At 68.2% G+C, this 13,178-nt stretch carries 7 protein-coding genes; 4 read left to right on the forward strand and 3 right to left on the reverse strand.

The features are described 5' to 3' along the window. Window positions 1-150 precede the first annotated feature (150 nt). Both NR101_RS14075 and NR101_RS14080 read left to right on the forward strand, forming a co-directional pair. Window positions 151-1,956, forward strand: a complete 1,806-nt coding sequence (locus NR101_RS14075; RefSeq protein WP_256776335.1) for an autotransporter assembly complex family protein — start codon at window positions 151-153, stop codon at window positions 1,954-1,956. Next, complete coding sequence (locus tag NR101_RS14080; protein WP_256776334.1) at window positions 1,953-5,798, forward strand: translocation/assembly module TamB domain-containing protein; 3,846 nt, start codon at window positions 1,953-1,955, stop codon at window positions 5,796-5,798. Before NR101_RS14075 ends, NR101_RS14080 begins: the two co-directional genes overlap by 4 nt. A gap of 197 nt (window positions 5,799-5,995) precedes the next feature. On the opposite strand, the gene NR101_RS14085 is transcribed toward NR101_RS14080, so the two are convergent. The 3 genes from NR101_RS14085 to NR101_RS14095 form a co-directional block, all read right to left on the reverse strand. Beyond that, entirely contained in the window at window positions 5,996-6,733 is a 738-nt protein-coding gene (locus tag NR101_RS14085; RefSeq protein ID WP_256776333.1) for a hypothetical protein, read from the reverse strand. A gap of 91 nt (window positions 6,734-6,824) precedes the next feature. Further along, on the reverse strand, window positions 6,825-8,393 hold the full coding sequence (locus NR101_RS14090; protein WP_256776332.1) for a hypothetical protein: 1,569 nt from the start codon (window positions 8,391-8,393) through the stop codon (window positions 6,825-6,827). Next, window positions 8,390-10,078: a molecular chaperone HscC gene (locus NR101_RS14095; RefSeq protein WP_256776331.1), complete on the reverse strand. Its 1,689-nt coding sequence runs from the start codon at window positions 10,076-10,078 to the stop codon at window positions 8,390-8,392. The genes NR101_RS14090 and NR101_RS14095 overlap by 4 nt, the downstream gene beginning before the upstream one ends. A gap of 126 nt (window positions 10,079-10,204) precedes the next feature. On the opposite strand from NR101_RS14095, the gene NR101_RS14100 reads away from it, so the two are divergent. Then, window positions 10,205-12,352: a S46 family peptidase gene (locus NR101_RS14100; RefSeq protein ID WP_256776330.1), complete on the forward strand. Its 2,148-nt coding sequence runs from the start codon at window positions 10,205-10,207 to the stop codon at window positions 12,350-12,352. A 78-nt stretch (window positions 12,353-12,430) separates the two neighbouring features. Next, the gene (locus tag NR101_RS14105; protein ID WP_256776329.1) at window positions 12,431-13,177 is read left to right on the forward strand and encodes a response regulator transcription factor; all 747 of its coding nucleotides are present in this window, start codon (window positions 12,431-12,433) and stop codon (window positions 13,175-13,177) included. The last annotated feature ends 1 nt before the right edge of the window (window position 13,178 follow it).

Genomic DNA, 13,178 nt, shown 5'->3' on the forward strand with positions numbered 1-13,178 from the left:
GTGATGTGCCGCGGCCGGGTTGCGGACGGTTCTGTCCGACAACCTGCTGCCATCGATGAGGCAGTTAACGTCAGAAGCCACCTGCTGCCCGATTTTAACGGGTCCTTCACTACCGTTCTGAAACAGCCACGCCGATTTCGCATGCTCGCGATGGCCCGTTATGCTGTGTCCATGCAGCCAAAGAATTACGCCCTTCCCCTGATGTTCCTGTCGCTGGTCACCGCTTCGGTGGCACACGCCCGCGGAACGATCGACAAGGTGGAAATCAAAGGACTGGACAAGGGCGACGACGCCGAGATGATCGAGAACATCGAGGTCTCGCTGTCGCTGTACGACACCATCGGCAAGCCGCAGGGCGAGTCGCGGCTGGAGTATCTGTTGTCCCAGGCCGAACGCCAGACCCGCGAGGCGCTGGAGCCGTTCGGTTACTACAATCCGGTGATCAAGGTCGAGAGCCCGCGCGAGGGCGAAAACCTGCGCGTGGTGATCCATGTCGACAAGGGCCCGCCGACGCTGGTGCGCCGCGAGCACATCGACATCACCGGGCCGGCGCAGCTGGACCAGTACCTGCAGGAAGACCTGGAGAAGTTCAAGCCGCGCAAGGGCCAGCGTTTCGAGCACACCACCTACGAAGCCAGCAAAATCACCGTGACCCGGCGGCTGGCCGAGCGCGGTTACTTCGATGCCGACTACACCCAGCGCCAGGTGCAGATCACCCGTGCCGAGAACGCCGCCGACATCGACCTGACCTGGGACAGCGGCCGCCGTTACAACATGGGCGACATCCGCTTCCACCAGGATTACTTCGTCGACACGCTGTTCGACCCGCTGGTGTACTGGGACAAGGGCAGCTACTTCCACGAAGGCAAGCTGGACCGCCTGCGTGAATCGCTGACCAAGCTGGACTACTTCAGCGTGATCGACATCCAGCCGCGTCCGGACCAGGCCGATGCGAACGGCGACGTGCCGGTGGACGTCAACCTGACCCGCGCCAAGCGCTCGATCTACACCGCCGGCCTGAGCTACGGCAGCGAGAGCGGCGCCGGTGTGCGCGGCGGGCTGGAGCGGCGGTTCCTCAACAGCCGCGGCCACAAGATGAACACCCAGCTGGACTACGCGCAGAAGCGCAAGAGTCTGGTCACCAGCTACCGCATCCCGGCCTTCGCCTGGCTCGATGGCTGGTATGCGTTCACCGCCAGCGCCTACGACGAGCAGACCGATTACATCGACCTGCGCAACTTCAAGCTGTCGGCCAGCCGCAGTGGCGAGATCAACGAACACTGGACCGCGATCGCCTCGATCAACGCGCTGCGTGAGCGCTGGCGCTACGCCTCGGGCACCGAGTTCACCGATGCGGTCTACAACACGTCCACGCTGGTGTACCCGCAGCTGGTGGCCGACTACGTCAATGTCGACGATGACCTGTTCCCGCGCAAAGGCATCAGCGGCAGCGCGACGCTGCGCGGCGGCGTGGAAGGGGTGGGCTCGGACACCAGCTTCGTGCAGGCCAACATGGTGTTGCGCTGGTACGTGCCCATCGGCGATACCGACCGCCTGATCCTGCGCGGTGAAGGCGGCACCACCTGGACCAGCGACCTGGTGGCGATGCCGCCAAGCCTGCGCTTCTTCGCCGGTGGCGATCGCAGCATCCGCGGTTATGCCTACCGTGAAGTGGGCCCACGCACACCGGCACCGGACAAGTACGCGCTGGGCGCGAAGAACCTGGTGATCGGCTCGGCCGAATACGAGCATTACTTCAAGGGCGGGCCGTGGGGCGCGGCGGTGTTCGTCGACACCGGCAGCGCGTTCGACAACACCATCGACCTGCATACCGGCGTGGGCTTCGGCGTGCGCTGGAAATCGCCGGTGGGTCCGGTCCGCGTGGATATCGCGCACGGCTTGAACGACCCCGATTCGCAGTTCCAGCTGTACCTGAACATCGGAGCGGACCTGTGAGCACGCCGACGCCAACGCCGCCTGCCGCCCCCCCGCCGCATCGCGTGCGCTTCTACCGCAAACGGCGCTTCTGGGCGTGGTCCGGGTTCACCGTGCTTGGCCTGGTGCTGCTGGCCCTGCTGTTGCTGTACTGGCTGCTGCAGACGGTGGCCGGTCGCGATGTGCTGCTGGCCCAGGTCGTGGCGCGGTTGCCGGTGGGCGCCACGTTGACCTGGAGCAAGGTCGAGGGCCCCGTCGCCGGTCCGCTGGTGCTGCACGACGTGGATTTCCGCTACGACGATATCCACTTCACCGCCGAGCGCGCCTACCTCGATCCGGACATCCGTCCGCTGCTCGGGCGCAAGCTGCAACTGGATGCGTTGCAGCTCAAGAACGCCACGTTGAACCTGGCCAAGAGCGATGAGCCGTTCGAGCTGCCGTCCTGGCCCGATTCGCTGCCGCAGATCGAGATGCCGCTGGCGATCCAGGCCGACACGATCACGATCGACGGGTTCCGCATTACCCAGGCGCAGCAGCCGCTGATCGACATCACCAAGGTGCGTGGTGGCGTGGAAATCGCCAACGGCGAATTCCGCGCGACCCAGCTGAAGATCGACAGTGACATGGGCGATTTCCGCGTGGACGGGCGTTACCTGCCGCGCAGCGATTACGACACCGACATCACCATCGGCGCGCTGCTGCCGGCCCCGCGCGGGCGCACCCCGGCGCGGTTGGGGCTGGTGGCGCGCGGCGACCTGGGGCATATGGAAGTCGCGCTGGCCGGCAATGCGCCGGCACCGCTGCAGGCCAGCCTGGTGTTCGATGGCCGCACCGATCCGGTGTGGAAGGCCAGTGCCCGCAGCAAGGAGCTGGACCTGGCGCTGCTGGTGCCGGGCATGGACGCGACCACCAGCACGCCAATGGCGCTGGACGTGCAGGCCGATGGCAAGGGCGGTCAGGCCAACCTGCAGGGCAGCTTCAAGCAGGGCGACATCGCGGTGGAACTGGCGCCCTCCAAGGTTGGCCTGGCCGACCAGGTGCTGACCGTGGCGCCGCTGCAGATCAAGGCCTTTGGTGGTCAGGCGCGGCTGCAGGGCAAGGCGGATTTCACCGACAAGGAAAACGCCAGCCTGCGCTTCTCCATCGTCGCCAACGACCTGACCTTCGTGCCTGCGGCCGACACCACCACCGCCGGTGCGGCCGCGCCGGTACCGGTGACGTTGAAGGAAGCACGGCTGGGCCTGGCCGGGACGCTGAAGAACTGGGCGGCCGTGGGCAATGCGTCGGTGGAGCGCGAGAAGCAGACCGCCGACCTGCAGTTCGATGTGCGCGGCAACGACCAGGCCGCCTCGATCAAACAGTTGCAGGCCAGTACCCCGGGCGGGTCGCTGGATGTGACCGGCCAGGTGGCCTGGGCGCCGCAGCTGGACTGGGACGTGGCGATCAAGCTGGCCGGATTCGATCCGGGCTATTTCGCCCCGGGTTGGGACGGCAAGCTGTCCGGCGCGCTGGCCTCCAAGGGCCGCCAGCTGCCGCCGCCGACGGGCAGCCCGGCCGGCACCGCCGGCAGCTATGAAGCCACCGTCGACGTGCCCGGGATCAAGGGCATGCTGCGCAAGCGCACGCTGGATGCGCAGGGCAAGTTCGCGCTGCGCGGCGAACAGGGCGAGGGCAACCTCAGCCTGGCACTGGGCAACAGCCGCCTGACCGCGAAGGGGTCGGTCGGCGACCGCCTGGATATCGACGCACAGCTGCAACCGGTGCAGCTGGACGACCTGCTGCCCGGCAGCAGCGGCAGCCTGCGTGGCCACGTGCTGGTGAAGGGACCGCGCAGCGCGCCGGACATCACCGCCGACCTGGTCGGCAGCGGGTTGCGCTGGGATGACTGGAGCGCCGAGGCGATCAGCATCAAGGGCCGCCTGCCATGGCAGGGTGACAGCGGCACGCTGGCGGTGCAGGGCAGCAAGGTGCAGGTCGGGATGCTGCTGGACACGCTCAACGTGGACGCGCGCGGCAGCGTGTCCAACCTGCGCCTGGATGCGCAGACCCGGAACGAACTGGGCGCGGTCGCGCTCAGCGGCAGCGTGCGCCAGCAGGGCCAGGCATGGCGTGGCGAGCTGGGCGCGCTGCGCATCGCACCGGTCAAGGGCGATGCGTGGAGCCTGCGCACGCCGGCCACCTTCAGCGTGCAGGGCAGCACCTTCACCCTCAGCGATGCCTGCCTGGGCGCGGCCACCGGCGGTGCGCTGTGCGCCAGTGCGAACTGGCCGCGCGACGGCGTGGTGGTGCGCGGCGATGCGTTGCCGCTGGCACTGGTGCAGCCGTGGCTGCCGCCGCAATCCGGTCGCCGCATGTACCTGCGTGGCGAGCTCACCCTGGATGGTCGCATCCGTCCGCGTGGCAACGCGTGGGAAGGCAGCGCCAAGATCGCCTCGGCCGAAGGCGGCATCCGCCTGGGCGACAACGCACGCGGCGAACTGGTGCGTTACGACCACTTCTCGGTGGACGTGGAAATGACCCAGGCGCAGATCAACGGCAAGCTCGGCGTCGGTTTCCAGGGCGATGGCTTCGTCGATGCCAAGGTGCAGACCGGTTGGGATGCCAGCGCGCCGCTCAATGGCGAGCTGTACATGAACATCGCGCGGCTGTACTGGCTGGAACTGTTCTCGCCGGACATCGTGCGCCCCACCGGGCTGATCGAAGGCCACGTGAGCCTGCGGGGCACGCGGGGCACGCCGTCGCTGGGCGGCGAGGCCACGTTGAGCAAGTTCAAGGGTGAGTTCCCGGCGCTGGGCCTGACCTTCGATGAAGGCAAGGGCAGCTTCACCGCACAGCCTGATGGCTCGGCCAAGATCAGCGCGCAGGCCAATTCGGGCAAGGGCACGCTGTATGTGGATGGCGGGCTGTCGTGGTTTGGCGATGCGCAGCCGCTCAAGCTGCACATCCATGGCGAAAACGTGCTGCTGGCCAACACCAGCGAACTGCGTGTGATCGCCAATCCGGACCTGGACTTCGGCCTGGCCGGCAAGACCATGGAGCTGCGCGGCACCGTGCACGTGCCCGAGGCCGACCTCGACCTGGAGCGCCTGGATCGCGGCACGTCGGTGTCCGAGGACGTGATGGTGCTCGATCCGGTCGATCCGGAAGAAACCCCGACCTCGCCGCTGGATATGGACCTGACCGTGAGCCTGGGCGACAAGGTCAAGATGAGCGGCTTCGGCCTGAAGGGTGCGCTCGGCGGCAAGATGCAGGTGTGGGCGCGGCCGGGCCGCGAGATGACCGCCAATGGCGGGCTGGAAGTCAGTGGCCGCTACAAGGCCTACGGGCAGGACCTGACCATCACCCGCGGCAACCTCAACTGGAACTACAACGCGGTCTCCGACCCGCGCATCAACATCCGCGCCGAGCGCAAGATCGGCGATGTCACCGCCGGTATCGACGTCACCGGCCGCGCGCAGTCGCCGCGCGTGGATGTGTGGTCGGACCCGGCGATGTCGCAGTCCGAAGCGCTGGCCTTCCTCGTGCTGGGACGCAGCCTGACCGGTGCCAGCAGCGACCAGGCCCAGCAGGTCAACGCCGCCTCGGCGGCGCTGTCGGCCGGCAGCGGCCTGCTGGCCGCGCAGCTGGGCGCCAAGCTTGGCCTGGACGATGCAGGGGTGAGCCAGTCGCGCGCGCTGGGCGGGTCGGTGATCGGCGTGGGCAAGTACATCTCGCCCAAGCTGTACGTCGGCTACGGCGTGTCGCTGGTGGGCAGCGGCTCGGTGCTGACGCTGAAGTACCTGCTGCGTCGCGGCTTCGATCTGGAAGTGGAATCGAGCACGGTGGAAAACCGTGGGTCGTTGAACTGGCGGCGGGAGAAGTAACGCGACCTGGGTGGTGGCCGATGGCCGCCCCCTGATGCCACGGTCGAGGCGCCGGCCGGCGGCCGGCGCTATCTGTGGTGCGTTTCCCGGTTGGACCAGCGCAGATAACCTTGATGCCGCTGCAGATCTTCTGCACATTGATCGGCGTGCTGTCGTCCAGGCCCAGCCACGTCACGCCCCAGCGCATGCGCCCTGAGTCATCGACGGACCGCCGCGTATCCGCCGCTACTGAACACTTGCGACGAGAACGCGGCTGGGCCGGTAGCATGACCCATCGTGTCCAGGTCAAACGCCATGGCCACCAGCGCCGCAACGGCCAGCACGGTCAGTGCGGACAGCAGACCGCGCAGCATTGCCAGATGAATCCGCGGCCGGTTCACGTGGCGGCGATCGGTCAATGCCCGCCACAGGGAAATCTGCGCCGGGTCAAGCGGCGGTAATCGACTGAGGGCTGAAGTGAGCTCAAGCATGTGCAGGGTGTCGCGCATGTCGGCTACGCGTCGGGGGAGCAGCGCATCCCACAGCGACCGCAATGGCCGCGAGGGGCCGGTCAGCCGCCTAATGCGCGCGCGCGCTTCAGGCAGCGTCACCGGCGCCTCCTGGCGATGCAGGAAATGGGTCAGTGCCACCTCGTTGTGGGGTTGCACCAGCCACAGCCTATGGAAATCTCGGCGATAGGCATCCCTGTCGTAGGCCTCGCGGATGTTGTCCATGTCGAACCAGGCGAAGTGGTCGGCAAGCAGCTCGAAGTTCTCTCCGCGGAACGGTGTATACGGTGTCATCAGGTGCGCCCATACCGCCACGCCGATCGTGCATGTGTCGTGCATCGAGCGCAGTTCCGGACATTGCTGCAGCCACCGCTCGAAGCAGTCCGGTTCAGCCCGGCTGCCTTCGTCGACGATCCATTGCGCGACGGCAGCGGAATCCTTCTGCATGTCCGACATCATCGACCCTCCCAGGGCCGGCCCTGGTTCAGCGCGCGCGCGGCGCCCGGACGCGCCGGCCCGGGGCGAGCTGCGCGGCGCCTCATCGATGCACGACCTTGGTCATCGCATCCACCGTCCAGGCCAGCAGTGCGCCGGCCACGGCGATCTCGCCGAACATCAGCGCCAGTCCACCCAGTTTCAGGAACGGCCAGATCCCGAGCAGCAGCCAGCCGTTGAACTGGAAGACGTAGCCGGCGCGATGCCACCAGCGCCGGATCGACAGGCCCAGCGTCAGCCACGCCAGCGCACTGCCGGCAACGCGGGCGTCGGCGACGTGGATCACCAGCAGCGCCGTAATCGCCAGCAGCGGGATCAGCCACAGCTTCAGGTGCGGCCAGCGCACGGCGGGGTCCTCGTCGGCAATCTGCCACTGCGCGATGGCGCGCAGCGCCGGCAACACCGCACCCAACGCCAGCACCGCGGCCGCGGCGACCAAGCCGATCTGCACGAACTCGGCCATGCCCAACGGCGGGATGAAGCCGCCGCTGCGACGGGTAGGGGTCAGGTTGACGAGCATGCCCAGCAGCGGCACGACGGCCATGACGATCACGGCCAACAGGGCACTGCGCAGGAGTGCGACCTGCATGCGGACCCACCCCAGCGTGCTGCGATCGGCAAGGGCCAGCCAGAAGGCGACCTGCTCGCGCCTTAGCGGCGGCGGCGCGTCGCTGGCATCGTGGATGTCCAGGCGGGCGAGGGTGTCACGCATTGCGCTCACCCGTTCCGGCCAGCAGGCGCTCCACAGCGACTGCCACCGCGCCCACGGACGCGTCAGGCGATCCAGGCGGATGCGGGCTTTTTCCGGGTCCAGCGGTACGCCATCGCGATGCAGGAACCGCCCCAGCGCAGCGTGGTTGCGCGGCTGCAATACCCACAGACGATGCAGGCGCAGCCGACACGCGTCTGCATCGTAGGGGTCCAGTCCGCTGCCCACCTCGTTCCAGCAGAAACACTGCGAGAGCAGCTCGAAATTGCCGATGTGGATCGGCACTTCCCTGGACAGCAGCGCGGCCAGCACGGCGTCGCCGATCAGCGGCTTGTCGCGCAGCGACCACAGTTCCGGACGCAGCTGCAGCCAGCGCTCGAACGCGGGTGGCTCGGACTGTTGGGCCTCGTTGATGATCCGCCGCGCGACGACGTCGGGATTAACCGGCGGGGCCGCTGGCTGTGGGAGCGGAACCGGTACCCGCTCCGGTGCGGAAGGATCCGCATGGGCGGCAGGAAGGTAGGTGGTGTCACCATCGTCCAGGGTGAGCACCGGGTCGTGTGCTCCCGGTGCGTCAGCCGCGGCCATGACTTCCTCGACCGGCGCCGGCGTGGTCTCGGGTTCGGCGGCGCTCGCCATCGCCTGGTCCCGCTGCAGCCCCTGCGCGATGTCGGCGACCGGCACCGGCGACAGGTCGTGCCCGCCTTCGTCGTCTTCCTGATCCTGCCACTGCGCACGGTACTGCGCCCAGCTCAGCGCGGCCTGGTAGGCCTCGTGCAACTGCTGGAAGCCCACCGGGTCGTCATCCGGCCGCGTGGTGCGCAGACGCTTGGCGTAGGCGCGTTTCACCGCGCGCTCGTCGGCGTCCTCGGCCAGGTCGAGGGCCGCGTGGCCCCAGCTCATGCGTCGCGTTCCAGTGCGTCCATGGCCGCAGACAGCTCACCGCGGTGCTGGTCGATGCGCTTGATGTCCTGGCTGTCCAGCGCATGCCGGAACTGCTCCAGCCACGACTGCAGCAGGTCGCGCTGGTCGAGGTATTCCTCGTACAGGCGCTCGGCGCGCGCCACGGTTGCCAGGTTCTGCTGCTGGTCGCGCGGATGGATCTTCAGGTCCTGCAGGGCCAGCAGGCGGTCACGGATGTCCTGCGCGGAGAGCAGACCCGGGTTCTGTTCCAGGATCAGCTCGTGGCGGGTGCCGGTCGCGTCCTGGGTGACTTCCACCTGCAGCAGGCCATTGACGTCGTAGGTGAAGCGGGTGGTGACGGCTTTTTCGGCGGCCGTGCCCAGCCGCGGCAACGGCACCCGCAACTCACCCAGTTTGATGTTCTTGTCCACCGTGGGGCTCTCGCCCTGGTAGATGTCGATCACCACTTCGCGCTGGTCGTCGCGGACCGGGAAGAAGCGGTCCTCGCGGCTGACCGGCACCACGCTGTTGCGCTGGATGATCGGGTGGAAATAGCCGCTGCGTTCGCTGCCATCGGGCCCACGTCGCGAGACCTGGGTGCCCAGCGTGTACGGGCACACATCGGTGAGCACGATCTCCTGCAGGCTCTGGTCGCGACTCTTGAGGCCGGCGGCCACCGTGGCGCCCAGCGCGATGGCCTGGTCGGGGTGGATGTGGCGCAACGGCAGGCGGCCGAACATGCGCGTGACCAGGCGGCTGATCATCGGCATGCGCACCGCGCCACCGACCAGCACGATGTCATCCAGCGCTTCAGGCTTGAGCCGGGCGTCGCGGATGGCGCGCTCGATCGGCGCACGCATGCGTTGCAGCAGCGGCTCGCACAGTTGGGCGTAGCGGGCTTCGTCGAGCTGCCAGGACAGCTGCCGGCTGCCCAGCGCGATCTCCAGGCGACCGTCGCCCTGCTGGCTCAGTTCGCGCTTGAACAGCTCCAGCCGGCGCAGCAGCTGCGCCTGCTCGGCGCTGGACAGGCTGGCCGGATCCAGACCGTTCTCGGCGTGGAAGGCCTGGGCCAGCACCTGCAGGAAATCCTCGCCGCCGAGGAAGTTGTCGCCGGCGCTGGCGTGGACCTCGATCACCCCGTCGAACAGCTCCAGGATCGATACGTCGAAGGTGCCGCCGCCCAGGTCCAACACCAGCACCCGGCCTTCCTCGTCACGCTGCTGCAGGCCGTAGGCCAGCGCTGCGGCAGTGGGCTCGTTGATCAGCCGTTCCACGCGGATGCCGGCCAGCTCGCCGGCCGCGCGCGTGGCCTTGCGCTGGGCATCGGAGAAGTAGGCCGGCACGCTGATCACCGCCTCTTCCACCGGGTGCCCGAGCGCGGCCTCGGCATCGGCCAGCAGCGAGCGCAGCACCAGCGCGGACAGTTCTTCGGGACGGAACGTGCGGCTGCCGAGGCGCACTTCGCGATCGCTGCCCATCCAGCGCTTGAAGTTGGCCACGCTGTGCTGCGGGTGGCTGACCAGGCGGTCGCGGGCCGGCTGCCCGACCAGCACCGCGTCGTCGGCCAGGCTGACCACCGAAGGGGTGAGCAGTTCGCCATGCGCGTTGGGGAACAGCCGGGGGCCTTCCGTGGAATGGACACCGATGAGGGAATGGGTGGTGCCCAGGTCGATACCGACGATCATCTGCGGACGTCCGTTGTGCAGAAAAACGCGATTGTAGGAGCGTCGCGCACCCCTGACCATCGGGCGTTGCCCCACAGCGTCCCCGAGGCTAAGGTTCCCGACTGTTCTGACGTACCGGATGTGCCCATGTCGCCACGTAAAGCCCTGCCCACCGCCCTGGCCCTCGGCCTCACCCTCGCCGCCGGCGCCCACGCCGATGAAGGCATGTGGATGCCGACCCAGCTGCCGGAACTGGCCAAACCGCTCAAGGCGGCCGGCTTCAAGGGCGACCCGGCCGACCTGGCCAACGTCACCGCGCCGCCGCTGAGCGCGGTGGTACGGGCTGGTGGCGGTACCGGCTCGTTCGTGTCCGGCGACGGGCTGCTGCTGACCAACCACCATGTCGCGATGGGTGTGATCCAGTACAACAGCTCGCCCGAGCACGACCTGATCAACGACGGCTTCATCGCCCAGGGCCGCAGCGATGAGCGCGCGGCCAACCCGGACTTCCGCGTGCTGGTCACCACCGGCTTTGACAAGGTCACCGATCAAGTGCTGGCCGGTGCGCGCGGCAAGACCGGCCGTGCCTATTTCGATGCGGTCGACCGCGCCAGCAAGCAGCTGGTGGCCGAGTGCGAGAAGGAGGGCAACGTGCGCTGCAGCGTGGCCGACATGTACTACGGCACCGATTTCTACCGCATCCGCCAGCTGGAACTGAGCGATGTGCGGCTGGTGTACGCGCCGCCGCGCGCGATCGGCAACTACGGCGATGAGATCGACAACTTCATGTGGCCGCGCCACACCGGCGATTTCACCCTGCTGCGCGCGTATGTCGGCAAGGACGGCAAGCCGGCGCCGTACAGCCCGGACAACGTGCCGTACCAGCCGCCGGCACACCTGAAGATGGCCATCGATGGGCCCAGGACCGGTGACTACGCGATGCTGGCCGGCTACCCCGGCATCACCTACCGCCATCGCACCGCCGCCGAATTCGCCGGGCAGATCGATGCGGTGCTGCCGCGGCGGGTGGCGGTGTTCCAGCAGATGATCGACACCATCGAGGCGGCCAGCGCCAAGGATGCACAGGCGCGCACGCGTTATGCCTCGCAACTGCAGTCACTGAAGAACAACCGCAAGCGTGCCGCCGGCGAGCTGGAGGGCCTGCTGCGCAGCGAAGCCAAGGCCCAGCGCGACAGCGACGAAGCGGCGATGCTCAAGGCCACCGATGCCAGGTACCAAGGCGACATCCAGGCCCTGCTGGGGTCGTTGTCGCAGGGCGCATCGGTGGGCGAACGCGACCTGCTGCTGGACCTGCTGTCGGCGCAGAGCCAGCTGCTGCGTTCGGCGCTCATGCTTGAGCGGCTGCGCATCGAGTCGGCCAAGCCCGACGCCGAGCGCGAGAGCGGCTACCAGCAGCGCGATCTGGCGCTGATTGAAGGCACCTTGAAGCAGGTCCAGCGCCGCTACGCGCCGGCAGTGGAGAAGGCGTTGCTGACCACCCTGCTGACCCGCTACCAGCAGCTGCCCGACGCGCAGCGCGTGCCCGAGTACGACGCCGCCTTTGGCCGTACCCCGGCCACGCTGGCCAAGGCGCTGGACAGCCTGTACGCCGGCACCCGCCTGGGCGATGAGTCCGAGCGTCTGTCGCGCCTGGCCGCGGCACGGGACGGCAAGCCGTTGGCCCGCGATCCGCTGATCGACCTGGCCGGGCCGCTGGTGGCCGCGCAGTTGCGCCTGGACGATGAGAGCAAGACCCGCGCCGGCGAGCAGCTGCGCCTGCGCCCGGCCTACATGCAGGCGCTGTTCGCGTGGCGGGCCAAGCAGGGCCGCGCGGTGTACCCCGATGCCAACCGCACCCTGCGCATCAGCTACGGCAAGGTCGAGGCGCTGTCGCCGCGCGATGCGGTGCATTTCGACCCGGTCACCACCGTGGCCGGGATCGTCGAGAAGAACACCAACGCCTACCCGTTCGATGCCCCCAAGCCGCTGCTGGCGGCTATCGCCAAGGGCGATTTCGGCTCCACCGCCGACCCGGTGCTGAAGACCCAGACGGTCAACTTCCTGACCAACCTGGACACCACCGGCGGCAACTCCGGCTCGCCGGTGCTCAATGCCAAGGGCGAGCTGATCGGGCTGAACTTCGACAGCAACTGGGAGTCGGTCAGCGCCAGCTGGTGGTTCGACCCGCGCTACAAGCGTGCCGTGCACGTGGACATGCGCTATCTGCGCTGGCTGCTGGCCAAGGTCTACCCGGCGCCCGACCTGCTGAAGGAAATGGGCGTTCCGGCCGAATGAGCCGCAGGTAGGCCACGACCGCTGGTCGTGGCCTACACTGGGTGCTGGCGCTGGGGAGCGGACACACACGTGGTGGCAATGCAGGACGAGGACGACGGCACGACGCCGGCGGCGACACGGGGAGATCTGCACGGGCTCCGGGTCTGGGTGGTCGAGGATGATCCGGAGCTGCTGGCGCTCAGCGTGGACGACCTGCGCTGGCGTGGCGCCGAGGTGACGGGACTGGACAGTGCCGAGGCGCTGTACCGGGCCTTGGCGGTGAGCCGCTGCGACATCGTGGTGCTCGACGTCGGCCTGCCCGGCGAAGACGGCTATGCGGTGGCCCGGCATCTGCGCCGGATCGCCGATATCGGCATCGTGATGCTCACCGGGCGTGGCAGCACCCATGAGATGGCGCACGGCCTCTCGCTCGGTGCCGATGTCTACCTGGTCAAACCGCTGGATGGCGACCTGCTGGCCGCCGCACTCACCAGCCTGCGTCGCCGCTTGCCCACGGCGGCACCGATCGCCCATGCCGCACCTGCCGCCGGTAGCTGGCGAATGCAGGCCGACGGCTGGGACCTGCGGGCGCCCAACGGCGCGGTATTGGCCATCACCCGGGCCGAGCGTGGCTTCCTGCGCGCACTGATGGCCGAGCCGGGTCGCCCGATCGAACGCGAAGCCCTGATCGCAGCGGTCACCGATGAGCCTTGGGACTTCGATCCACATCGGCTTGAGGTGCTGGTGCATCGACTGCGTGCGCGGGTGCGCGGCGGCATCGGCCTGACCCTGCCGGTGCGCGCGTTGCGCGGGGCCGGCTACCTGTGGACCGACGAGGTGTCCTGAG

The sequence above is a fragment of the Stenotrophomonas sp. Ste86 genome (assembly GCF_024519465.1).
GTDB lineage: Bacteria > Pseudomonadota > Gammaproteobacteria > Xanthomonadales > Xanthomonadaceae > Stenotrophomonas.